A 26400-nucleotide genomic window follows, 5' to 3' on the forward strand; every position below is an offset into this window, starting at 1 on the left:
TTTATGTTTTAAACTTCTTTTTTAACTTATATACTTTAGACTAAGTAGTCTGTACTTTTTAAAAGTACCCTTGTTGTTTTCTTTTTTCCATTGCAGCTTCAGAACGTTTATCATCTATACGTGCGCCACGTTCAGATATTTTAGAATCTCTAATTTCCTCTACTACTTTATCTATAGAATCTGCTTTAGATAACACTGCTGCTGTACAAGACATATCACCAACAGTTCTAAACCTCACCCAACGTTCTTCTACAACCTCATCTTCTGCTCTAAAAACAACATCATCTTCTGCAGACCAGATTAAGCCATCTCTTAAAAAGATATTTCTTTTGTGTGCAAAATAGATTGATGGAATTTCAATTTGTTCTTTCTGAATATAGCTCCACACATCTAACTCTGTCCAGTTGCTAATAGGAAAAACACGTACATTTTGACCTATTTCTATAGTACCGTTTAACATATCAAACAATTCTGGTCGCTGATTCTTTTCATCCCATTGTCCAAAATCATCACGAACTGAAAAAATACGTTCTTTAGCTCTTGCTTTTTCTTCATCTCTACGAGCACCACCAATACAGGCATCAAACTTAAACTCTTCTATAGCATCTAATAAGGTTGTAGTTTGCAGCATATTTCTACTTGCATACTTACCAGTTTCTTCTACTACTTTACCTTGGTCTATAGAATCTTGTACATTTCTTACAATAAGCTCCACACCCAATTCTTTAACCAATTTATCTCTAAACTCTATAGTTTCAGGGAAATTATGACCTGTATCTATATGCATTAAAGGAAAAGGTATTTTAGCCGGCCAAAATGCTTTTTGTGCCAAACGTACTAGAGTAATACTATCTTTTCCTCCAGAAAACAACAAAACAGGTTTTTCAAACTGCGCTACTACTTCTCTAAAAATGTAAATAGCTTCGTTCTCCAAAGCATTACCCAATCCTTCTAAAGAGGCATTGGTTGTTGTTTGTGATTTTGTATCTTTTATCAATGTTTCCAAAATATTGGTGTTTTGTTTTATATCTTTTTTAATCCTCTTTATCCTAAGTGTGCAAACCACACTCTCTGTTCTCTAAAACCTTAGTAGGATCAAAATATTTATGTTCGTTTGGTAAATTACGTTCTGCTAAATATGCATCTAACTGCACATCTGACCAGTGGTAAAACGGACTTACTTTTAAAATTCCGTCTTTGCTTAAGCTTAAAATTCCTAGTGAATCTCTAAGTGCCGTTTGGCCTTTTCTTAAGTTAGTAAACCATACATCTGGTTTGTGTTCTGCCATAGCTCTTTTAAAAGGCTCTAACTTAACTTGCTCTGTAAACTCTTTATGTTTTGGATCTTCTATAGATGGTATTCCCATTACAGCATCTCTGTGTGCACTTGTTTGTAAAGGCACATATAGTTTTACGTTTAAATCTAGTGTAGAAATTAACTCTTCTGCATGTTTATATGTATTTGGTGTATTATAACCAGTGTCACACCAAATAACAGGAATATCTTTTTTAATTGCTGTTACTGCATTTAATATAGCAACCTCATAAGGTCTAAAATTGGTGGTTATTACAGCATTTTTTGCATATTCTACAGCCCAAGAAATTATTTCTTCTGGCGGAATACCTCTAAACTGAGCATTTAAATTTTTTATGATATCTTCTGTAAAACTCATCTTTACTATACTTATATGTTATTTACCCCACTTAATTGAATTCCAAACACGTTCGTGAAAAAAATACAATACCATTTTTGTAACTAATTCTATTAAACCTATAGAGAATGCTAATTTTAAAGTTCCTGTAACAAACCAAGAAATTAAAACAGTGTCTATTGTACCCACTACTCTCCAGCTAATAGACTTTACTATGCTCCTTTTAGGACTCTCTGACTGTTTGTCTGACTTGTAACTTCCTTTAGAAGTTTCTTTATTTAAAATCAATTGATCAGCAATCATTTACTTAATTTTTAATACCCTATTTAATTAGTAGGAATTACAAATGTAAAACTTTTAATGATAGTAACTGTTAAAAAACGCATAAATCCTATGGTTTTAGTAGATTAATAAAAAATAAGAAGTTTTTTTGATGAATATGAAGTATCTGTAACAGAACACAATAGAATAATTGCGTTGTTATACAGTTAAAAACAAAAAAAGAATGTAGACTTTTAAATAAGGTTACTAAGAGTGGTGTTTTTATAGATTTCTAAAGCACTGTCTCTTACTTTTAGCATTAGCTTGTGAACAGAACAAGTACCCTCATCTGGGCAGTCGTCACACTTTTCATAAAAATTTAAACTTACACAAGGTACCATTGCAATAGGCCCTTCTAACACTCTAATAACATCTGTCATTAAAATTTCTGATGGCTCTTTAATTAAGTAATAACCACCACCTTTGCCTTTTTTAGAAGACAAAACTCCTGTTCTACGAAGCATTAATAAAATACTCTCTAAAAATTTTTGAGATATGTTATTTTGTTGCGCAATTTCTCCAATAGGAACCGGATTCCTATCTTCTTTTTGAGCTAAATAAGTTAAGGCCTTAAGCCCGTATTTGGTTTTTTTGGATAGCATAGTACAAAGATAGGCAAAATTGGGATTTAAAAAAGTGCTGATTTTAAGCTAACTATTTTTAAATTAAACCCTTATTATAAAAGCCTAAATATATACTTTATTACTACAACTTACCCCAATGCTTGCTTTATATCTGCAATAATATCATCTATATGTTCTAAACCTACAGAAACTCTAACCGTACCATCTGTAATGCCCACAGCTACTCTATCTTCTGCCGCAAGTTTACTATGCGTTGTAGATGCTGGGTGAGTTACAATACTTCTAGAATCACCTAGGTTTGCAGAAAGCGATAACAACTTAATTGCATTAAAAAATTCTTGGCCTGCTTGCAAACCTCCTTTTACTTCAAAAGCAACAATACAACCACCTGCTTTCATTTGTTTTTTAGCTACTTTGTATTGTGGGTGCGACTTTAAAAAAGGATATTTTACCCAGTTAACTTTTGGGTGCGCCTCTAGATATTCGGCTAACTTCAATGCATTTTCAGAATGCCTGTCTACTCTTATTGCTAACGTTTCTAAGCTTTTAGACAATACCCACGCGTTAAAAGGAGACAATGCAGGCCCTGATATTCTAGAAAAACGATAAACCTTATCTATTAAATCTGCACTACCAACCGTTATACCTGCTAAAACACGACCTTGACCATCTATTAATTTTGTCCCAGAATGTATCACTAAATCTGCACCAAACTTTATAGGTTGTTGTAAATAGGGCGATGCAAAACAGTTATCAATAATTAAAATAAGATTGTGTTTTTTTGCAATAGCACCTAGTACTTCTAAATCTAAAATATCTACAGCCGGATTAGTAGGTGACTCAGCATATAAAATTTTAGTTTTTGGAGTGATTAAAGCCTCAATACCTTCTAAATTATGAGCGTCAAAATAACTTGTGGTCACGTTCCATTTGGGGAAAAAGTTAACAAATAAACTATGTGTAGAGCCAAATATACTTTTAGATGATATAATATGATCTCCGCTCTCTACTAACGCAGCAAAAGTTGAAAACACAGCAGCCATACCAGAAGCAAAAGCAAAGCCAGCCTCGGCTCCTTCCATTTTGCATATTTTTTCTATAAATTCTGACGTATTAGGATTAGAATATCTAGAGTAGATATTTCTATCTTTTTCCTCTGCAAAAGATGCACGCATATCTTCTGCATCCTCAAAAACGTAACTAGATGTTAAGTATAAAGGTGCAGAATGCTCTAAAAACTGAGAGCGCTCTATTTGTGTACGTATTGCGTTAGTTTCAAATTTATTATCCATAGTATTTCTTTTATTCTTGACTATCTGCTATTAGCCATTAGCGCTATATTCTTTTTTCTTTACTCTATTCTCTATGCTCTATTTTCTTACCCCTTCTCTCTTATCTCCAGTTTCTACACAAAGTCTATCCTTTCTCGGCTATTCTTAAAATATCTCCAAAAACACCTCTTGCGGTTACGGCGGCTCCTGCTCCTGCACCTTGTATTACTAATGGATTTTCACCATAAGACTCGGTATAAATTTCGATAATAGAATCTGATCCTTTTACTTGTCCTAATGCACTTTCTTTAGGAACAGACACTAATTTTACATCTAAAATTCCTTTTTCTTCTTGAAGATTACCGTGCAAATCACCAACATAACGCAGAACGTGATTTGGTTTTTGGTCTGCCTTAATTTTAGAAAATGCCGTATCTAAAGCATCAGACTGACTTAAAAATTCTGTTTTGCTTCCTTCTCTTAATGCTTCCGGAATTAAATTTTGAATATTAATATCTGCAAATTCATTACTTAACTCTAACTCACGTGCTAAAATCAATAGTTTTCTACCAACATCATTACCACATAAATCTTCACGCGGGTCTGGCTCAGTGTATCCATTTTCCATAGCCTCTTTTAAAACTGTAGAAAAAGGTACATTTGCTTCAGAATACGTATTAAAAATATAACTTAAGGACCCGGAGAACACCCCTTTAATTCTAGTAATATTTTCACCCGACAAATGCAATAACTTAATAGTATCTATCAATGGCAAGCCAGCTCCAACATTAGTCTCATACAAATATTGTTTCTGATTTTTAGCTAATATCTCTCTAAGTTTTTTGTAATAATCAAACCCTAAAGTATTTGCTATTTTGTTAGACGATACTAGATCAAATCCATTTTCTACCAAATCAACATAATTAGCCACAAAATCCTCATTTGCAGTATTATCTATTGCTATTAAATTTTCTAAATGATGTTTTTCTGCATACTCAAAAATATCTGTAAGCTCATAGGATTTTCCTTTTTCATTTAACGTAGTAGGCCAATCTTTTCCAATTCCTTTTTTACTTAGTAGTACTTTTTTAGAGTTAGCAACGGCAAAAACATTAAGGTTAATTCCTTTACGTTCTTCTATGGCTTTAGCAGATTTTAATAACTGTTCTATTAATGTACCACCAACAGTACCGTGACCAAAAATAGCTATGTTTACTTTTTTAGCAACACCAAATATTTGTCCGTGCATTACATTTAAAGCCTTGTGCAAACTAGCTTTTTTAACCACTAAACTCACGTTTTTACCAGACACCGTATTATTAAACAATAATGGTACAATTTGGTTTTTTATTAATGCATTGTATGGTTTATGAAACGTACTTAAATCCTGACCAACAATAGATATTACAGAAACATCTTTTTGCACTGTAATTAGATTGATGTCTTTAGAATAAAAATCTGATGCAAACTCGCGCTCTAAAACCTGTTTTGCCTTATCTGCACTTACAGCATCTACCACCAAACCAATACCACGTTCTGATGAACCTTGGGAAATAATACTAACACTAATTTTTTCATCGCCAAGTGATTTAAATATACGTGCATCTATACCAGCCTTACCTAACAAACCACGGCCTTCTAAGTTTACAAGAGCAACATTTTCTATCACAGAAAGTGATTTTATACCCTCTTTGGTTGTTTTTGCGCTAATTAATGTTCCCTCATTATCACCATTAAATGTATTTAAAATACGTAACGGAATATTTTTTTCTAATAAAGGAATTATGGTTTTTGCGTGTAAAATAGTTGCTCCAAAATTTGCCAGTTCATTAGCCTCTGAATAGCTTAATTGTTCTATACGTTTTGCATCAGAAACATAATCTGGATTAGCGGTAAAAATACCATCTACGTGTGTATAACTCTGTAACTCTACAGCATTTAAAAAGTTAGCAAATAAAGAGGCAGAATAGTTACTACCGTTTCTGCCTAAAGTTGTTGTTTTACCATCTTCTGTAGACCCAATAAAACCTGTAATAACAGGTACAACATTACTAGCTAAACTAGAAATTAATTTTTGTGTTTTAGATTTAGACTCCTCCTCTAACACGTTTGCATTTCCAAAATTGGCATCAGTTTTTACTATTTTTCTAGAATCTATAAATTCAGCTTTTACACCTTCTTTAGCAAGTGCTTTTACAACATATTGTGCAGAAAGCAACTCTCCGTATGCCAAAACTTGATCTTTAATTTTTAAGCTATAATCACCCAACAAGGCAACACCTTCTAAAATTTGCAAAATTTCTGTGTATATCTCAGAAAAATTTAACGCTAAACTATTTTGCTGATATGCTTTAAACTCATTAAAAGCTAGAGTATACTCTTCTCCCCTTGCTGCTAAATCCAACAATTGTTCTAATACATTTGTAGATTCTCCGCGAGCAGAAACCACAACCGCTATATTTTCAGAATTAGCAACTTTAGAAGCTATTTTAGTAACTACGTTAGATACACCTTCTCCGTTAGCTAAAGACTTACCTCCAAACTTAATTACCTTAAGTTCTTCTCGTTTTTTATGATCATTAAAAATACCATTTAGCAATTGCTCTAACTGATCAAACTCTATTAAAAACGCATCATGGCCATGTAGTGAGTGTATTTCACCATAGGTAACATTACTATTAGCTTGTGCCAGTTGTTTAAAGGTATCTTTATTTTCTTTGGCTGTAAAAAACAAATCAGAATCTACACCTACAATATGTATAGATGTGTTGCTATTTTGCAGGTTAATAAAAGCCTCATTACCATCTCTGGTAATATCTATGGTTTTTAACAACTGGTTCATTAACTTATATGCAGATAATTGAAAACGCTCTTGCAATTTTTTACCGTGGTGGGTTAGCCAACTTTCCACATTAAATAACTGTTGTTCTTCATTTGTGCTTCGGTTAAAACGAGCCTTAAAAGATTCTGGTGTACGGTAGCATAACATTGCGTGCATACGGGCATCATGTACAGGTTGCTTAGAGTTTACCAAAAACTGTTCTTGAATTTGACAGTTTGCAATAAGCCAGTCTGTAGATTTCCAATCTGATGCAACCGGAATTAAATGCTGCGTTAATTTTGGATTTAGTGCAGCCATCTCCCAGGCAATACCACCTCCTAAAGAACCTCCTATTATTGCAAAAAGCGAATTGATATTTAGTTCTTTTAATCCTAATAAAAACAAATGAGCAATATCTTTAGCTACAAAATCTTTATAGTTTTCTATAATAAAGCCATCAAAACCATTACCAGGAATATTAAAAGACAATACCGTGTATTTTGTGGTGTCTATACATTTGCCTTCACCTATTAGTGTAGACCACCAGCCATCTTCACCAGAAACATTAGAGTTACCTGTTAAAGCGTGATTTACAAGTACAATTGGCGCGGTGTGCAATTCTGCTCCAAATACCTGATATGACAAGTCTATATCTTGTGTGCTACCACTTAGCGTTGTATATTTTTTTAGTTTGATATGATGCAACATAGTAAGCTGTTTTAACCTAAATAATTATTAGGTTATTTGTAATTTATTTTGAGAACGTAAGTTTATTAAGCTGTAACTGTAGATATAGCTTTAAAAGCCTCTTCTAAGTCTAACTTTAAATCTTCTATATCCTCTAAACCAACAGACAAACGAATTAAATCTTGACCAACACCTGCAGACTCTTGCTGCTCTGCTGTTAATTGTTGATGCGTTGTACTTGCTGGGTGAATTATTAAAGATTTTGTATCTCCTATGTTTGCTAAAAGAGAGAATATTTTAGTGGCATCTGTTAGTTTTTTAGCAGCTTCAAAGCCACCTTTTACACCAAATGTAACTAAGCCACTTTGACCTTTTGGTAAGTACTCCTTGGCTAAGTCATAGTATTTATTGCTTTTTAACCCTGGATAGTTTACCCAAGCAACCTCATCTCTACCCTCTAACCAAGTAGCCAATTCTAATGCGTTTGCACTATGTTGTTTTATACGCACTGGTAAAGTTTCTAAACCTTGTATAATTTGGAATGCATTAAACGGACTTAAAGCTCCTCCGAAATCTCTTAAACCTTCTAAAATTAATTTATACGTAAATGCAGCATTACCAAGAGCCTCACTATACACCAAACCGTGGTACCCGGCAGATGGTTCTGTAAACTCTGGGAACTTTCCATTTGTCCAGTCAAAAGTACCTGCGTCTACAATTGCACCTCCTAAAGAAGTTCCTTGTCCGCCTATGTATTTTGTTAGCGAGTGTATTACCAAGTTTGCACCGTGCTCTATTGGGTTTAGTAATGCTGGTGATGCTACTGTATTGTCTACAATAAATGGCACTTGTGCTGCTTTTGCTTCTTTAGAAATTGCTTTTAAGTCTAAAACATCTAGCTTAGGATTTCCTAATGACTCTACAAAAAATGCTCTTGTATTTTCTTGCACTGCTTTACCAAAACTCTCTGGATTAGATGCATCTACAAAAGTAGTTGTAATACCTAATCTTGGTAAGGTTACATTTAACAAATTAAATGTACCACCGTACAAACTGCTAGATGCTACAATGTGGTCTCCTGCTCTTAAAAGCGTTAATAAACCTGTAGAAATTGCTGCTGTACCAGATGCAAATACTACTGCTCCTACACCACCCTCTGCTGCTGCTAGTCTGTCTTGTAATATTTGATTTGTTGGATTGTTTAAACGCGTGTAAATAAATCCTAATTCTGATAAAGAAAATAAGTTTGCTGCGTGGTCTGTATCTTTAAAAACATAAGACGACGTTTGATAAATAGGCACTGCTCTTGTACCTGCTGTTTCTGATGGAGTGTGACCTGCGTGTAATGCTTTTGTTGCTAATTTTTGAGTACTCATAATTTTGTTTTTTATAGTTTAAATTGAAAAAATAAAAAAGTCAAAACCACGCCTTGCCGACTTTGCAAGATGGTTTAAAATTAAATGAGTTAAAAAGAAATTGGAAATTTACCTTTTTTGAAATAAAAAAGCTTGTTTCGTTATCTGCCTATAGTACCGATGTACTTGGTAGAATTTAGCACCTTCTTTGTTTGAACAAAGGGTTGCTAAGGCTTCATTGGGTCTAATCCCTCCGCCTTTCTTGATAACTATTCAATAAGTGTTTTGAACTTTGAGCTACAAATATATGTTCAGAAAAATTTAATATCCTAATCTTTTTTGAAAAAATATTGATTTTAACCTTTTTAACAAGCTTAAATAACAGAAACACAATAATTGTTTGTTTTTGTAACGATTTTTTAAATTAAAACTTTATTTGTGTTAGGGATTGTAGTGAAAATCCTTTTTTATTTTTCTTAAAAAAGATTGCAACAAAAAGCCCGACCCTTGTGGTAACACCCAAATAAATAGCAAAATATTAAACACAAAAAAAGTGCTTTACCGTTACAGCAAAGCACTTATATATTATTAAAAACTTTATTTTAAAGGTTAAAAGCGGTTTTTACTGCGCTTACCATATCTAGTTTTTCCCAAGTAAAAAGTTCTACTTCTTTCTCTACCTTACCATTGTATGGAGACTCAAAAACTTTTGTGATTGTTTTTGGTTCTTTCCCCATATGACCATAAGCTGCGGTTTCTAAATAAATAGGGTTTCTTAGCTTTAAACGGTCTTCTATGGCAAACGGGCGCATATCAAAAATTTGCGCTACTATTTTGGCAATTTCTCCGTCTGTTAAATTTACTTTTGCAGTACCGTATGTGTCTACATAAATAGAAGTTGGCTCTACCACACCAATGGCGTAACTTACTTGTACCAAAATCTCATCTGCAATACCTGCTGCTACTAAATTTTTAGCTGCGTGCCTTGCTGCATATGCTGCACTACGGTCTACTTTACTTGGATCTTTACCACTAAATGCTCCACCACCATGGGCGCCTTTACCACCGTAGGTATCTACTATAATTTTACGTCCTGTAAGACCTGTGTCTCCGTGTGGACCACCAATTACAAATTTACCTGTTGGGTTAATGTGGTACTGTATTTTGCTTGTAAATAATGCTTGTACCTTCTCTGGAAATTGCGCTATTACTTTAGGCATTAAAATAGAGATAATATCTGATTTTATTTGCGCTAACATTTTTTCATCATTAGCATCAAAATCGTCATGCTGTGTAGACACAACAATAGTATCTATACGCTGTGGCACGTTATCGTCTGAATATTCTATAGTTACTTGCGCCTTAGCATCTGGGCGTAAATAAGAAATTTGTTTACCCTCTCTACGCAATGCGGCAAGTTCTTGTAATATTTTATGCGAAATATCTAATGCCAGTGGCATATAGTTTTCTGTTTCTTTGCTAGCGTAACCAAACATCATACCTTGGTCACCTGCACCTTGCTCTTCTTTAGAGCCACGGTCTACACCTTGATTAATGTCTTGTGACTGCTCATGAATTAATGAGATAACACCACAAGAATCTCCACTAAACTGGTAAGCTCCTTTTGTGTAACCAATGTTATTAATTACCTCACGTGCTATGTTTTGCAAGTCTACATAGGTATTGCTTTTTACCTCACCTGCAAGTACTACTTGCCCAGTTGTAACTAGGGTTTCACAAGCTACTTTACTTTCTGGATCAAAAGCTAAAAAATTGTCTAATAATGCATCACTAATTTGATCTGCAATTTTATCTGGATGTCCTTCACTTACAGATTCTGATGTGAATAAATATGCCATAATATTGTGCTTCTATTGTTAATAGAGGAATGGTAAGTTAGATTGCAAAAAAACAGGAAAAGGCGTCAAAAAAAAATTAACTAAATCTGTTTTAGCATTTTTTGTAGTACTGAGAATCAGTATACGAGGTTGCAATCAGTCAAATCCTTCCTCTTAAATTAGATTGCAAAAGTATAAAATTAGATTGGTTCTAAAATAGTTTTAACGAAAAAATAAGAGGCTACAGTTACAAATTAATTTGCAATCCATAGCCTCTATATAAACAAACAATGCTGTATTACAGGTTGTACCTTACTTTTAAGGTTACATATCTAGGTTGTATAAAATACTCACTTGTGCTAACAAACAAAGTATTATCACTATCCTGATTTAAAGATTCTGTATTAAATAAGTTAGTTACTCCTAAAATATACTCCCATTTACTATCCTTTTTTTGATAACCTAAGGTAGCATCCATAAAAGAATATGTATTTAAACTTTCTATCTCGTTTTTGTAATTGTAATAAGAGTAGTCTGCATTAAAAATAAAATCTCTTAAAAAAGTAGCATCTAGTTTTACGCTTGGTTGATGTGTATAATATTTTATACTAGAGCCATTTGGCTGCTCATAATTGTTTACTGCTAGGTTGTATCCAAACTCTATATTTGGCGCATTTAAAAAACGTGTTCCTAAGCTACCTCTGTAAGTAGTTGTAAAAGACTCATTAATTGCCTGTTCATTATCTACTATTTGGTTAAACTTAGAATAATTCATAGTTGCTCCTAAACCAGCTTTTATTTTACCAAAAGTACGCTCAAAAGATCCGTTTGCAGAAAAGGTCTCGTCTGCAAAGTTAGAGTTAAATGGAGACGATATTCTGTTAGATGTTTGTATAAACTCTTCATCTGATGTTGCAGGATAATCTGGATTAGGGTAATTTAAGAAGTCTGAGATGTTACGTACTTGGTCTACCCTTTTGTTATATGATAATGATGCTCTAATATTACTAAAATTAAACATATTAAAATTGTTATAACGCAATGTTAAGTTGTGAGACAATGCACTTTCTAAATCTCTGTTACCCTGAAAAAGAGAATTGTAATTGTTCATTACAAAAGAAGATGCAAACTGGTTAACATCAGAAAAACTAGTCATCATTCTGTAATTAAAGTTGATATCCTCGCTCTTTTTAATTTGTAATCTTGTATTAAAACTTGGTAATAAACGTACAAAATCATCTGTAACAGTAGATCCTAATTGTTCATTTTTTGTAGTGTAATTGTGTACAGATACACCTGGTGTAAAGGTAAATGCACCAGCTTTTACTCTATACTCAAAGGCCATATAAATATCACTAAAGTTATACTTAACATCGTTCTCTACAGAGCTCACTGCATCATCTAAGCTATATTTTGCTCCACTATCTAGTATCTGAAAAATTTCTGAATTAAATTTTTGTGTACTTAATAGAGAGCCAAGTGTAAACTTTACATTACTCTTATCTCCTGTAATATACCAGTAATCTATTTTTGCATCTAGCTTATTGGTTTTTACCATTTTGTCTTGCACAACATCATAACCATCTTGGGCTTGGTCCATACCTAAAACCTCATCTAACCTGAATTGATCACTCTGTGCTAAAGCAGCATTATAAAAAGGATCTTCTTCTTGAATTAAATACTGTGCCTCTACTGCAAAAATATTTTTAGCATTTAATGTGTAATAGTAATTAGCGTTTTGATTAATGCTGTAAGGATCTTGCTTTTGAACCTCATCTATATTACCCGTTAAATTAGAGAATAAATCTTGCACTTCTTTTTGACTAGATATTCTTCCAAAAATATCATAATCAAAATGGTTATCTGCATTTGGTTTGTAACTAGAACTTAATTTAATAAGAGCCAAATCACTCCTTTGGTTTGTAACACTCTCTGTAAGTTCATCTGGAGATGGTTGGCTACCATCTGCATTAGCCTTATATTGTCTAAATGTATTTTGTTGCATATCTGTAACATTACCAGAATAAATTGCAAAACCACTTAAATCCCACGTTTTTTTTGGTGAATAACTAAAGTTAGCTGCACCAAACTTAGAACTAATTTCTTGAGCTCTATTGTTTTGTAATGTTAAAAAACCCATATCACTAGAACCTACATTAAAGCTTGTACCAGTGTTAGCACTACCGCCATTACCAAAACCACCCGTAAATCTAAAATAGTCTCTACGTGTAAATGGCACCTCGCCAATATTGTTAAAATTGGTAATTAAGTTTATACTATAATTAGGGTTGTAATAAAATAATTTAGGGTGCGCAATATAACGTTCCTCATTACCAACGCCTGCTGTAATTTCTCCAAACCAAAAATTCTTTTTACCTTCTTTTAGTTTTATGTTAATTGCGTAATTGTCTTGATTATCTGTTACACCTTTTAATTGTCCAACCTCATTATAGTTTTTTAAAACCTGAATTTTATCTAATGCATTTGCAGGTATATTTTTAGATGCCAATTTACTATCACCATCAAAAAAGTCTTTACCCTCTACCATTACTTTACCAACAGACTGCCCTTCTACTTCAATTTCTCCATCATCATTAACCTCTACACCTGGTAAATTTTTAAGAACATCTTCAAGCTTTTTTTCTGTACCTGTAGCAAAAGAATCTGCATTATACTCTATAGTATCTCCTTTTACATTAACGGGCATCTCATACGTGATTTCTACACCATCTAAACTTTCAGCTTCATCTAATAGTGTAAAATCTCTTTTAATATCTGCCTCTTTAGTTTCTAAAATAATTTCTCTTGTTTTAAAACCTAAATAACTTACCTTAATATTGTATTTAGAGTTTTCCTCTACATTCATTTTGTAAATACCTTTTTCATTGGTAATTCCAAAACCATCTAACGCTTTAGTTTCTGCATTAATAGCTACTACATTAGCCATTTCTAAAGGATTATTAAGACTATCCTTAACAACACCAGTCACAGTAATTTTTTGAGCCTGTACTACTCCGGTTACGGCAATACAAGCCATAACCATAAAAATTTTTATGATTTTTTTCATTATAAATTTATATTAAAACTGATGAAATTTAACGACCTCTACCTCTTGATCCTCTACGCTGCTGAAAATTCTGCAACATCTCCTGACGCTTTTTTACCATAAGAGCATCAAAATCTTTTTGATTAATATCTTTTCCTTTGGTTGGTGCTTTTACCTCTACAACATCATCTGCGTTCATAACAATTTTACTACAAACCAAAGTAGATCCTTCTTGTTCTACCTCTAAAATTAAACCAGGTAATCCCCAGTATTCTGCAGGACCTTGACTAATAGGAATATCTAATGTATACCAAGCCACAACTGTTTTTTCTGTAGGTATTTCACGTTCAGGCTGTTCTCCTTGTCTACCACGCCTAAACATTCTAGTCATAGAACCTACACCTGTAGTATCTATTGGAGTTGTAAGTGTTGCCTTATAAACTGTATAGTTTCCTATTTTTTTAGTTTCTGAGCCCATTTTCCACTCAGGTTTTTTTAGCTCATCCTTAATTAAAAAGTTTTTACTATACATTTCTACTTGGTTGGTATAGTTTTGCTCTTTAATATTTTTGTAATATTTACCAGTAGAACCACTACCCATAAAACGCATCCAACCTGGTCCGCTACCTCCAGGAGCCTCTAATTTTTCATCTTCTACGTAGTAAGACTCGGTTCTGTTAAACGTTAAAATATATGTTTTTTCCATAGCGCTTTTCATACGCTCCATAATTTCTTTTTTACGAGCCTCTGGCATATCTCTACCTCCAAAATCTGGCGCTTTAGTAAGCTTTGTTTCATAAATGGCTTTACCTTGAAATTCTTGAGCCGTTGCAGTAAACACTGTACTTATTAATGTTATTGCTATTAAAAAAATATTTCTCATTTTATCTGTGGTTTATATCCTTGTGGGATAGTTAGCTTTCAACTACTTAGACTGTCAACTTTTAATTTAGTTTAATTGCTAACCATCTTTTTTTTGAAAAAATCATTTTACACATACGTATATGACTTATTTTATCGTTGTAACTTTGCATAAATACAATGGTTTGCTACTGTTTTTAAAAAGTTTTGAGTTTATTACTGTAAACATTTTTAGATACTAGTCTTATCTTGTATATTGTGCGACCCCTATATCGGTCTAATAAAAAAATTAAAACACATACAGAATATGCATATTGCAGTAGCAGGAAACATAGGTGCAGGGAAAACAACTTTAACTAGATTACTAGCCAAGCATTTTAATTGGCAACCAAATTTTGAAGATGTAGTAGACAATCCTTACTTAGATGATTTTTACAACCAAATGGAGCGTTGGAGTTTTAATTTGCAGATATACTTTTTAAATAGCAGATTTAGACAAATTTTACAAATTAGAGAAAGCGGTAAAGATATAATACAGGACAGAACAATTTATGAAGATGCCTTTATTTTTGCTCCTAACTTACACGCAATGGGCTTACTAACAAACAGAGATTTTGAAAACTACACAAGTCTTTTTGAGTTAATGGAAAGCTTAGTACAACCACCAGATTTGCTTATTTATTTAAGAAGTTCTATTCCTAATTTGGTAAACCAAATACATAAAAGAGGAAGAGAATATGAAAACACCATTTCTATTGACTATTTAAGCAGGTTAAATGAACGCTATGAAGCTTGGATACACGGTTATGACAAAGGAAACTTATTAATTATTGACGTAGATAATTTAAACTTTGTTGATGATCCTGAAGATTTAGGATTTGTTATTAATAAAATAGATGCCGAAATAAACGGATTATTTCAGCCTTAAAAAATAAAAACCACACTAAAAAGTGTGGTTTTTTTTATTGACTTAATAATGTCTTATATCATTTTTTATAATCTAGTTCTACTTCAATAGAATTAGAGTTATTGTCTTTAGATACATTAACCTCTATACCTTCTTTTTCTTTAGCAGCTTTTACTTTTTCTGTAATTTCTTCTACAGTACCATTTACAACTTGTACATTTTTATTTACTTCTCCGTCTTTTGTAGTTATTGTTGTAATAGTTGCTACAGCCAAATCGTTATTAGTAGCATCAACTTTTACATTAAATTCTTTTTTAGTTTGATGTTCTTCAGATGCAGTTCCATCCTCTATATGTCCGCCTAAAATAGGAGCTATAACCAAGCCAATTAAACACGTTAATTTTATTAATATATTCATTGATGGGCCAGAAGTATCTTTAAAAGGATCACCAACTGTATCCCCTGTAACCGCAGCTTTGTGTGCATCAGAACCTTTAAAAGTCATTTCTCCGTTAATCTCTACTCCTGCTTCAAAAGATTTTTTAGCATTATCCCAAGCTCCACCAGCGTTGTTCTGAAAAATTGCCCAAAGCACACCACTTACTGTAACGCCTGCCATATAACCACCAAGCATTTCTGCAATGGCCATATTATTCATACCAAATAACATAGGAACAAATGCAATTACTAACGGAAAACCTATGGTTAACAAACCAGGCAACATCATTTCTTTTAAAGATGCTTTAGTAGAAATTGCTACACATTTATCATACTCTGGTTTTCCTGTACCTTCCATAATACCCGGAATATCTTTAAACTGCCTACGTACTTCTTGTACCATTTCCATAGCTGCTTTACCAACAGCGTTCATAGCCAATGCAGAGAATACTACAGGCACCATACCACCAACAAATAACATAGCTAAAACTGGAGCTTTAAAAATATTAATACCGTCTATGCCTGTAAACGTAACGTAAGCAGCAAACAATGCTAAAGATGTTAATGCCGCAGAAGCAATAGCAAAACCTTTACCAGTTGCTGCAGTTGTATTACCAACTGAGTCTAAAATATCTGTACGCTCACGCACAATTGGTTCTTGCTCACTCATTTCTGCTATACCACCTGCATTGTCAGATATTGGTCCAAACGCATCTATAGCCAATTGCATAGCCGTAGTTGCCATCATTGCAGAGGCAGCCAAGGCTACACCATAAAAACCAGCAAAAGCATAAGAGGCCCAAATAGCACCTGCAAATAATAAGACTGACGGGAATGTAGAAATCATACCAGTTGCCAAACCTGCAATAATGTTAGTACCTGCACCTGTACTAGATTGTTGTACAATTTTTAAAATAGGTTTTTTACCCAGACCTGTATAGTATTCTGTTACTGATGAAATTACAGCACCAACTACCAAACCAACTAGGGTTGCATAAAAAACTCGCATAGAGGAAATAGCTACCTTTCCTTCTCCAAAAAATTCCATTTGCATTGTTTCTGGTAGCATCCAAGTAACTAATGCAAAACAAGAAACTGCAACTAAACCTATAGAAACCCAATTTCCTAAATTTAAAGCACCCATAACCTGTGCCTCTTTAGCATCATTATTCTTTATTTTAACCAGTATTGTACCTATAATAGAAATTATAATACCAGCGCCAGCAATAGCCATTGGCAGTAAAATTGGCCCAATACCTCCAAAGGCATCTTGTATAGAGCCTCCCATATCTTTTATAACATAATTACCCAAAACCATAGCTGCTAAAACAGTAGCTACATAAGAACCAAACAAATCTGCTCCCATACCTGCTACATCACCTACATTATCACCTACATTATCTGCAATTGTAGCTGGGTTTCTGGGATCATCTTCAGGAATACCTGCTTCTACCTTACCTACCAAATCTGCTCCCACATCTGCAGCTTTTGTATAAATTCCGCCTCCTACTCTAGCAAACAAAGCAATAGACTCTGCTCCTAAAGAGAAGCCTGCAAGTGTTTCTAATACAATTGTCATATCGTCAACATTTGTCCATCCGTTAGGCATAAAAACGTATTGATAAAAAATTATAAAAAAAGCGGTCAACCCTAAAACTGCTAAACCTGCAACACCAAGTCCCATTACAGTTCCGCCACCAAAAGATATTTTTAAAGCATTAGGCAAGCTAGTACGTGCTGCTTGTGTGGTTCTAACATTTGTTTTGGTTGCTATTTTCATACCTATATTACCAGCAAAGGCAGAGAATATAGCTCCAAAAATAAAAGCAACTACAATTAACCAATGAGTTGTGGGTACTACAACAGATACTATTGCGAGTAATACACTTACAATAACCACAAAAACAGATAAAAGCTTGTACTCAGCATTTAAAAATGCCAATGCACCTTCGTAGATGTGATCTGAAATTTCTTTCATTTTACCATCACCAGCATCTTGTTTCATTACCCAAGACTGTTTTATAACCATATAAACCAGTCCTAATATCGCCATTATAATAGGCGCATAAATAATCATTGACTCCATATTTTTATAATTGTTTAATTATTAGCCTAGTAAATGTAAGAAAATGAAACTTAACAAAAAAACCCTTTCATATTTATCATATGAAAGGGTTTTTAGGTAATTTACTGATGATTTTACATTTTAAATCTTAAAAGCATTTTTAGATTTAAATTCACTTTCATCATATCTCTCTATACATTTATTTAAAATATCGTAAGCTTCCTTGGCATCTCCCCAACCACCTACGTCTACTTTTTTCTTCTCTAAATCTTTATACACCTGAAAGAAATGTTCTATTTCTTTTATTTGGTGAGGGTTCATATCTGATAAATCATTTAATATGTTCCAAATTGGATCTGATACAGGTACACAGATAATTTTTTCATCTGGACCTTTTTCATCTGCCATATGAAAAACCCCTATTGGTTTTACTTCTACAACACACATTGGAAAAGTTGGCTCCCCTCCTAAAACTAATACATCTAATGGATCACCATCTAATGCTAAAGTTTCTGGTATAAAACCGTAATCTGCAGGATACATCATTGAAGAAAATAACATTCTATCAAAACGTATCTTTTTTAAATCAAAATCGTATTCGTACTTATTTCTACTTCCTTTTGGAATCTCTATTAATACATCAAAAGATGTTTTTCCGTGTTTAGTCATTCTTATTATTAATTATTGTACAAAAATAGTGTAATCTATAGTAACAGAAAGTATTTTTTAGTTTAAATTAATGATAGCATTATATTAAAAATTAAACCCAAAAGAACCTGTTACACTAAAAGGTCTTGCATTTGGATTATCAAAATAGTTTCCTCTAAAGTTAAAGTCAACGCGTAATATTTTAAAAATATTGCCTATTCCAAAAGAATATTCCCAGTACATCTGGTCTGACGGTGCCATTAATGGAATATTGGTTGGTGCATTTAAAGCTATATTTTCTGATGAAAGTTCTCCCCAAACACCTCTTAAAACTACAATTTCTCTTAAATTAAGCTTTCTCATAAATGGTATACGAGAAAACAGCCTACCATTAAAATTATGTTCTAAATGCACAGATGCGTACGTATCTGTTACAAATTCATAAAAATCTAGGTTAGGAAATGTGTTGTAGATAGAAAATAATGTTTGGTTACCTGGTATTACATTAAGCAAACCTAAAGGTACCTCACCAAATGTTTTGCCAATTTCTACAGTACTATACAACCTACCAAAACCACCAATTTGCCATGGTTGGCCGTAAGAAAACTGAACCTTATCATAATCAAAATCACTATCCATTGGACCTTTAAATCCTTTAGAATAATTAAATAGCAGGGTACTATACTCGTCATTTATGTTTTTACGTTCTACTCCGTAACCAATTGTACGTTTACCTGGCGTATAAATTAATGTTGTAGTAAAGTTTAACTGCTTAATTTGTGACGAGATCCCTGTTGGAGACTCTGCATCTACATAATCTAAACTAAACGCATTTGGCAAAGCAGAACTTAGCTTCCTGTATGAGTTACCAACTCGTAGTCTTAAATTATTAACGGGTTCTACCTCTATACTAAAGGCAGATAAATCTATATTTGTTAACCTGTCATTAGAACCTACAGTAAATACAGATGAGGAGGCAATACTTCTACCCAACACATCATTGGTAGCTGTTAAACTAAGCCCTAGTTGTTCTATATCTTGCCTGTGTCCTCCTGAAATTATTAGTCTACTTTTTTTATCTACCAACCACTTAGCAGAAATACCGTGTTTTACTTTATCATCATCAAAACCATAGGCCAAATAACCTTCTACACGCCAAGGATCATTTTGTCCAAAATAAGTACGTGCGCCTGCTCTTACACGAACGCCTTCTGCATCATTATAACCAAAAACACTGTACACGTCTCCTATATCTAAATTCCACTTATCTATTTCTACATAACCAGAACCTAGTATACTAACTATGTTATAGTAGGTGTTAAATTTAGGAACTGTTTTTAAGGTGTCTAGCAATTGATATACACCTTTTTCATCTTTATTAAGTTGCTCTAACCTATTTTCTGTCCAAAAATTATCATCCCTACTAAAAGCTTCCGGACTGTACTCATCCACGCTCTCTTTATAGAATTTTTTATCTTTAGGTACATCAAACTTATAGTTATTGTAAATAGTAGTACGCTTACCATAAATACCTTTAGAAGTTTCTTTTTTGTTAAGACTAAAATCGCTTAACATATAATCTCTTTTTAAAAGAAAAACAGAATCGTTAACAACATCAAACTCTTGCTCTATATAAATTTCTTTTACCCAGTTTATATTGGCACTTTTTGTAACCTCTAAATTTATTTTTTTAATTGCGTAAGTAGAATCGTTTACCCAAAAATCTCCTTTAAAAGTAAGCTCATTTTTACGTCTAGGATAGTAAATAATATTGTAACACCATTTGTTGTCTATAAAAGCACTATCTGCTAAAGCATAGTTGTAAACATCTACGCCAGTTTTAGAAAGTGGACTAGTAAAGCTTTTATCAAAAAACTTTAAGTAATTGTTGTAGATATCATAATCTGAATATAAATCCTCTACAAATGCTGATATAGCTTGATTATTAGAAAAGCCAGAATTTTTACTTCCTTGTAACTTTTCTTTTTTAACTCCTAAAACATTATCACCATTAACTTTATGAAAAGTTTCGTTTAAAAAAATTGGCAAGTACGTTTTACCCGTTACTCTAGAGGTATCTAAATCGTTAAAAACAAACTCTAAACCTCTAAACATTTTACTTTTTATTAAAGCACTGTCTATGGTATTTAGGTCAAACTCTACTTTCTCATACTTATCATACTCATATTGATTGTATTTACGTAAGCCATTTTCTCGTTTTTTAGCCCATATTTTTTTTAGAATATCTATTGCTGGATTATTTTTTTTAGAAAGTTTGCCCGAAAAAATAACAACTTCGTCTAACTGTTCTCCAGATTCTTTTAATACTGCTTCAATTTTATAGGTAACCTTTGTTTTAAGTGTTATCTCTAAAGTTTCATATCCAACAAATGACACTTGTAAAAGACTGTGATTATTATCAGACTCCATATAAAAGCGACCATCATCGTTAGTTATGGTACCTTCGGTAGAATTTTTAAATAAAACATTGGCAAATGCAACTGGCTCACCAAATTCATCTACAACAACACCACTTACTTTTGTTTGCGCATAATTTAAGAGGCAAACAAAACAAAATAGAACAAAAAAGAATTTTTTTATCATAACTAATTCTTAAAAGCAACCTATTGATTTATAAAGTTTTTAGAAAAAGAAAAAAGCTTTGCCACACAGGCAAAGCTTTAGTTCTTTATAAAAAACTAAAATCTTATTTATATAAAACTTTTTTAACTGCCTTAATAACGTCTGTATGGTTAGGCAACCATTCTTCTAATAAAACAGGAGAATAAGGAGCAGGTGTATCTGCTGTGTTTATTCTTTCTACAGGAGCATCTAAATAATCAAATGCATTAGACTGTATATGGTATGTAATTTCTGTTGCTATGTTACCAAAAGGCCAAGCTTCTTCTAAAACTACTAATCTGTTGGTTTTTTTAACTGATTTTAAAACCGCATCGTAATCTAAAGGTTTAACTGTTCTTAAATCTATAATTTCACAGCTAATGCCTTCTTTTGCCAACTCATCTGCAGCAGTGTAAGCCTCTTTAATAATTTTACCAAAAGAAACTATAGTAACATCTGTACCTTCTCTTTTAATATCTGCAACACCTAAAGGCAATGTATATTCTCCTTCAGGAACTTCACCTTTATCACCATACATTTGCTCAGACTCCATAAAAATAACAGGGTCATCATCTTGTATAGCTGCCTTTAATAAGCCTTTTGCATCCATAGGATTAGACGGCACAACAACTTTTAAACCAGGACAATTAGCAAACCAGCTCTCAAAAGCTTGTGAGTGAGTAGCAGCTAACTGGCCAGCAGAAGCAGTAGGACCACGAAAAACTATAGGACAATTAAATTGCCCACCAGACATTTGTCTAATTTTTGCAGCATTATTTATTATTTGGTCTATACCAACCAAAGAAAAGTTAAATGTCATAAACTCCACTATAGGTCTATTTCCGTTCATTGCAGAACCAATAGCTATACCAGCAAAGCCTAATTCAGAAATTGGAGTATCTATTACTCTTTTAGCGCCAAATTCATCTAACATACCTTTAGATGCTTTGTAAGCACCATTATACTCAGCTACTTCTTCACCCATCAAATAGATAGATTCATCTTTTCGCATCTCTTCAGACATAGCCTCAGCAATAGCCTCTCTAAACTGTAATGTTTTCATTTACGTGGAATAAATTAATATAATGATAAAAACGCTAGCAAAAATAGGAAATAATCTTTCAATTACAGTTAACATACTGGCAAAAAAACGATAAAATTTATTATGCATGCATAGTAAATTACAAATTTTATTGGTATCTTAGCCAAGTTATTATAAAATTGATAAAAGATGAAAATATTAGTCTGCATAAGTAACGTACCAGACACTACTTCTAAAATTAACTTTACAGAAGGAGATACTAAGTTTGATACAAACGGTGTACAATTTGTAATTAATCCAAATGATGAATTTGGTCTTACAAGAGCAATGTGGTTTAAAGAAAAACAAGGAGCAACTGTACATGTTGTGAACGTTGGTACCGCAACAACAGAACCTACAATAAGAAAAGCATTAGCAATTGGTGCTGATGAAGCAATACGTGTTAACGCAGAACCTACTGATGGTTTTTTTGTAGCACAACAACTAGCCGAAGTAATTAAAAACGGAAGTTACGATCTTGTAATTGCAGGTCGTGAGTCTATTGACTATAATGGAGGTATGGTACCAGGTATGATTGCCACATTATTAGATATGAACTTTGTAAATACTTGTACCGGCTTAGAAATTGATGGCGACACTGTTACAGCTACTAGAGAAATAGATGGTGGTAAAGAAAAAATAAGTACGTCATTACCTTTAGTTATAGGCGGACAAAAAGGTTTAGTTGAAGAAAGCGATTTAAGAATACCAAATATGAGAGGTATTATGATGGCTCGTAAAAAAGCACTAACAGTTGTAGAACCAACCGGAGCAGATGCCGCAACTAACGATGTTAGTTTTGATAAGCCTGCTGCAAAAGGAGCTGTAAAACTAGTTGATGCAGATAACATAGACGAGTTAATTAACTTATTACATAACGAAGCAAAAGCAATCTAATTTATGTCAGTTTTAGTATACACAGAATCAGAAAACGGAAAATTTAAAAAGAGTACTTTTGAAGTAGCTTCTTATGCTTACGCAGTAGCTCAACAATTAGGCACAACTGTTACCGCTGTATCTTTTAATGCAGAAGGTAATGACACTCTAGGTAACTATGGTGTTACTAAAGTGTTAAACATTAGCAATGACACTCTAAAAACTTTTAACGCAAAAGCATATGCACACGCGTTAACAGAAGCAGTTGAGAAAGAAACAGCTAAAGTCGTTATAATAGGCTCTAGCACAGATAGTAAATATTTAGCACCTATGGTGGCTGCTAAATTAAAAGCTGGTTATGCTCCAAACGTGGTAGATGCTCCAGAAAGCACATCACCATTTAAAGTAAAAAGAACAGTATTTAGTAACAAAGGTTTTGCTCATACAACTATAGACACAGATATTAAGGTTGTTGGCGTATCTAACAATGCATTTGGCGCTAAAGAAAATAGCGTAACTGCAGCAGTAGAAGATTTTTCTCCTGCTATTACAGATACAGACTTTTCTACTAAATCTATAGAAATAGATAAAGTTGTTGGTAAAGCAACTATTGCAGATGCAGATGTAGTTGTATCTGGTGGTAGAGGTTTAAAAGGTCCAGAAAACTGGGGAATGATTGAAGAATTAGCAGACGTACTTGGTGCTGCAACAGCTTGTTCTAAACCAGTATCAGATTTAGGATGGAGACCTCACAGCGAGCACGTAGGACAAACAGGTAAACCTGTAGCAAGTAATTTATACATTGCTATTGGTATTTCTGGAGCTATACAGCACCTTGCTGGAATTAGCGCTTCTAAAGTAAAAGTTGTAATTAATACAGATCCAGAAGCTCCTTTCTTTAAGGCTGCAGATTATGGTATTGTTGGCGATGCTTTTGAAGTAGTTCCTACCTTAATCGAAAAATTAAAAGAATTTAAAGCGCAAAACGCTTAATTTTTTATAAATTGTGCCCATACTAAAGGGCTGCTTAAATACAAGGTAATCCCTTTTATTTAGGCAGCCCTTAGTAATTTTAAATTTTAATATGAGTTTAGTACGACTAAAAATAAAAGGAATATCATACAGCCAAACACAAAATGGCGCTTATGCCCTTATATTAAATGAAGTAGATGGTGATAGAAAACTACCTATAGTTATTGGTGCTTTTGAAGCCCAATCTATAGCAATTGCCTTAGAAAAAGAAATTAAACCACCAAGACCACTAACGCACGATCTTTTTAAAAATTTTGCAGATAGATTTGCTATCGTAATTAAACAAGTTATAATACACAAACTTGTAGATGGCGTTTTTTACTCTAGTATTATTTGTGAAAGAGATATGGTTGAAGAAATTATAGATGCCAGAACAAGTGATGCTATAGCATTAGCATTACGTTTTGACGCCCCTATATTTACTTACAAAACTATTTTAGACAAAGCTGGTATTTTCTTAAAATTCTCTTCTAAAGATGAAGATGATGACCCAGATAAAGATGATAGTATTATGGTTGATGAAATTCTACAAGAAGGAGAAACCGTAGAACTAGAATCTAACCCTTCTGATGCTTACAGAGAATTAAATTTAAGTGAGCTACACGAAGAATTAAATAAAGCAGTTACAAATGAAGATTACGAGAAAGCTGCAAAATTACGAGATGAAATCTCAAAAAGAAAATAACACTTACACAAAACTTACTATGAAAAAAAGTTACTGGATTTTCCTATTTGCTTTTTTTGTTATATTTCCATCTATAGCACAAGACTCTATACCTGCGCAAGCAGCTGTAGAGACCATACAAACCACAACAACAGATACTACAATAAAACCTATTATAGACAATGCAGGATTTTCCGTTAGCAGTTTATTAAGAGGACTTTTAGGTATGGCTGTTTTAATACTAATAGCCTTTTTATTTAGCGCAAACCGTAAAGCCATAAACTGGAAAACAGTTGGTATTGGTCTGGGCTTACAACTAATTATTGCAATTGGTGTGTTAAAAATTGAATTTATTGCTGTTGTTTTTGATAGCGTAGGTAAAGTTTTTGTTAGCATACTTGATTTCACCACTAAAGGGAGTAAATTTTTATTTGAAGGATTGGTAACAGATATGGATAAATTTGGATTCATATTTGCTTTTCAAGTTTTACCAACTATCATTTTCTTTTCAGCATTAACATCTGTATTGTTTTACTTAGGAATAATTCAGCGTGTTGTAAAAGCACTAGCCAAACTATTAACAAAAACACTAGGTATATCTGGCGCAGAAAGTTTATCTGTAGCTGGTAATATATTTTTAGGACAGACTGAAGCTCCACTACTAATAAAAGCTTATTTAGAAAAAATGAATAAGTCTGAAATTTTATTAGTTATGGTTGGCGGTATGGCAACAGTAGCTGGCGCTGTTTTAGCTGCTTATATTGGGTTTCTAGGAGGAAATGACCCTGTTTTAAGATTAGAATTTGCTAAACACTTATTAGCCGCTTCTGTAATGGCTGCTCCAGGTGCTATTGTAATTTCTAAAATCTTATACCCACAGACTGAAAAAGTGGACACAAATGTGCACGTTTCACAAGACAAAATAGGTGCTAATATATTAGACGCTATTGCAAACGGAACAACTGAAGGTTTAAAATTAGCTGTAAATGTTGGCGCAATGCTTTTAGTATTTGTTGCCCTTATTGCAATGGTTAACGGAATCCTAAGTGGTGCTGCAGGCTTTGATGGTATTACAATAAAATCTTTAGACATATCTTGGCATTTTACATCATTAAACACCATAATAGACAACAATCACAAACAATACGACTGCTTGTCACTAGAGTTTATTTTAGGCTACATTTTTGCGCCATTGATGTGGCTAATAGGTGTTGCAAAAGAAGATGTAATGCTTATGGGACAATTACTAGGAGTAAAATTGGCCGCCAGTGAATTTATTGGATACAAGCAATTAGCAGAACTAAAAAATATTGCTGCTAATCCGCATTTTACTTACAACAAATCTATTTTAATGGCTACTTATATGCTTTGTGGCTTTGCCAACTTTGCTTCAATTGGTATACAAATAGGTGGTATTGGATCTTTAGCTCCTAATCAAAGAAAAACATTATCAGAACTTGGACTTAAAGCTGTATTAGGAGGCTCTATAGCATCATTACTTTCTGCTACTATTGCAGGTATGATATTAGGCTAACATCAACCTAAAACACAATAATTTTACAAACTAGCTAATAAGTTTTAGATATATGATTTAATCATTATTCAAAACTTATTATACTATTACTTATTAT

The 26400-nt window shown here is 33.2% G+C and carries 19 protein-coding genes and 1 riboswitch; of the genes, 5 read left to right on the forward strand and 14 right to left on the reverse strand.

The features are described from left to right. Positions 1–58 precede the first annotated feature (58 nt). The 10 genes from cysD to Q4487_RS06595 all read right to left on the reverse strand — a co-directional run bounded on the left by cysD (position 59) and on the right by Q4487_RS06595 (position 14458). Positions 59–994: a sulfate adenylyltransferase subunit CysD gene (gene cysD / locus Q4487_RS06550; protein ID WP_075695817.1), complete on the reverse strand. Its 936-nt coding sequence runs from the start codon at positions 992–994 to the stop codon at positions 59–61. A 55-nt stretch (positions 995–1049) separates the two neighbouring features. Then, entirely contained in the window at positions 1050–1673 is a 624-nt protein-coding gene (locus Q4487_RS06555; protein WP_013621536.1) for a phosphoadenosine phosphosulfate reductase family protein, read from the reverse strand. Between the two features lie 18 nt (positions 1674–1691). Beyond that, complete coding sequence (locus Q4487_RS06560; protein WP_013621535.1) at positions 1692–1955, reverse strand: DUF2061 domain-containing protein; 264 nt, start codon at positions 1953–1955, stop codon at positions 1692–1694. Between the two features lie 212 nt (positions 1956–2167). After that, the gene (locus Q4487_RS06565) at positions 2168–2575 is read right to left on the reverse strand and encodes an Rrf2 family transcriptional regulator (protein WP_013621534.1); all 408 of its coding nucleotides are present in this window, start codon (positions 2573–2575) and stop codon (positions 2168–2170) included. 110 nt (positions 2576–2685) lie between these two features. Continuing rightward, positions 2686–3849, reverse strand: a complete 1164-nt coding sequence (locus tag Q4487_RS06570; protein ID WP_303540738.1) for a PLP-dependent aspartate aminotransferase family protein — start codon at positions 3847–3849, stop codon at positions 2686–2688. Between the two features lie 124 nt (positions 3850–3973). Further along, entirely contained in the window at positions 3974–7357 is a 3384-nt protein-coding gene (gene thrA, locus Q4487_RS06575) for a bifunctional aspartate kinase/homoserine dehydrogenase I (protein WP_303540735.1), read from the reverse strand. 65 nt (positions 7358–7422) lie between these two features. Further along, positions 7423–8712 carry an O-acetylhomoserine aminocarboxypropyltransferase/cysteine synthase family protein gene (locus Q4487_RS06580; RefSeq protein WP_303540734.1) on the reverse strand — a complete coding sequence of 430 codons (1290 nt, stop codon included), beginning with the start codon at positions 8710–8712 and terminating at the stop codon, positions 7423–7425. Between the two features lie 137 nt (positions 8713–8849). Next, positions 8850–8963, reverse strand: a riboswitch (SAM riboswitch). A gap of 330 nt (positions 8964–9293) precedes the next feature. Further along, the gene (gene metK / locus Q4487_RS06585) at positions 9294–10550 is read right to left on the reverse strand and encodes a methionine adenosyltransferase (RefSeq protein ID WP_013621530.1); all 1257 of its coding nucleotides are present in this window, start codon (positions 10548–10550) and stop codon (positions 9294–9296) included. A gap of 277 nt (positions 10551–10827) precedes the next feature. Beyond that, positions 10828–13596 carry a carboxypeptidase-like regulatory domain-containing protein gene (locus tag Q4487_RS06590; RefSeq protein WP_303540732.1) on the reverse strand — a complete coding sequence of 923 codons (2769 nt, stop codon included), beginning with the start codon at positions 13594–13596 and terminating at the stop codon, positions 10828–10830. 28 nt (positions 13597–13624) lie between these two features. Next, positions 13625–14458, reverse strand: a complete 834-nt coding sequence (locus Q4487_RS06595) for a GLPGLI family protein (RefSeq protein ID WP_303540730.1) — start codon at positions 14456–14458, stop codon at positions 13625–13627. Between the two features lie 285 nt (positions 14459–14743). Here Q4487_RS06595 and Q4487_RS06600 point away from each other — a divergent pair, with 285 nt between their 5' ends. Then, the gene (locus Q4487_RS06600) at positions 14744–15364 is read left to right on the forward strand and encodes a deoxynucleoside kinase (protein ID WP_013621527.1); all 621 of its coding nucleotides are present in this window, start codon (positions 14744–14746) and stop codon (positions 15362–15364) included. 58 nt (positions 15365–15422) lie between these two features. On the opposite strand, the gene Q4487_RS06605 is transcribed toward Q4487_RS06600, so the two are convergent. The 4 genes from Q4487_RS06605 to Q4487_RS06620 all read right to left on the reverse strand — a co-directional run bounded on the left by Q4487_RS06605 (position 15423) and on the right by Q4487_RS06620 (position 22179). Then, positions 15423–17867 (reverse strand): sodium-translocating pyrophosphatase, encoded by a 2445-nt coding sequence (locus Q4487_RS06605; RefSeq protein ID WP_303540728.1) that lies wholly within the window; start codon positions 17865–17867, stop codon positions 15423–15425. A gap of 120 nt (positions 17868–17987) precedes the next feature. Continuing rightward, positions 17988–18515 (reverse strand): inorganic diphosphatase, encoded by a 528-nt coding sequence (locus Q4487_RS06610; protein WP_013621525.1) that lies wholly within the window; start codon positions 18513–18515, stop codon positions 17988–17990. Positions 18516–18599: 84 nt separating this feature from the next. Then, positions 18600–21098 (reverse strand): DUF5686 family protein, encoded by a 2499-nt coding sequence (locus Q4487_RS06615; protein ID WP_303540726.1) that lies wholly within the window; start codon positions 21096–21098, stop codon positions 18600–18602. Between the two features lie 103 nt (positions 21099–21201). Beyond that, the gene (locus Q4487_RS06620; RefSeq protein WP_100893806.1) at positions 21202–22179 is read right to left on the reverse strand and encodes a pyruvate dehydrogenase complex E1 component subunit beta; all 978 of its coding nucleotides are present in this window, start codon (positions 22177–22179) and stop codon (positions 21202–21204) included. 168 nt (positions 22180–22347) lie between these two features. Here Q4487_RS06620 and Q4487_RS06625 point away from each other — a divergent pair, with 168 nt between their 5' ends. From Q4487_RS06625 to Q4487_RS06640, 4 genes are all read left to right on the forward strand, one after another. After that, the gene (locus Q4487_RS06625) at positions 22348–23094 is read left to right on the forward strand and encodes an electron transfer flavoprotein subunit beta/FixA family protein (protein ID WP_100893807.1); all 747 of its coding nucleotides are present in this window, start codon (positions 22348–22350) and stop codon (positions 23092–23094) included. Positions 23095–23097: 3 nt separating this feature from the next. Beyond that, positions 23098–24066: an electron transfer flavoprotein subunit alpha/FixB family protein gene (locus tag Q4487_RS06630; RefSeq protein WP_303540723.1), complete on the forward strand. Its 969-nt coding sequence runs from the start codon at positions 23098–23100 to the stop codon at positions 24064–24066. A gap of 91 nt (positions 24067–24157) precedes the next feature. Then, on the forward strand, positions 24158–24790 hold the full coding sequence (locus Q4487_RS06635) for a bifunctional nuclease family protein (RefSeq protein WP_303540721.1): 633 nt from the start codon (positions 24158–24160) through the stop codon (positions 24788–24790). Next, the gene (locus Q4487_RS06640) at positions 24735–26303 is read left to right on the forward strand and encodes a NupC/NupG family nucleoside CNT transporter (RefSeq protein ID WP_303540719.1); all 1569 of its coding nucleotides are present in this window, start codon (positions 24735–24737) and stop codon (positions 26301–26303) included. Before Q4487_RS06635 ends, Q4487_RS06640 begins: the two co-directional genes overlap by 56 nt. The last annotated feature ends 97 nt before the right edge of the window (positions 26304–26400 follow it).

Source organism: Cellulophaga sp. 3_MG-2023 (assembly GCF_030546975.1).
Classification (GTDB): Bacteria; Bacteroidota; Bacteroidia; order Flavobacteriales; family Flavobacteriaceae; genus Cellulophaga.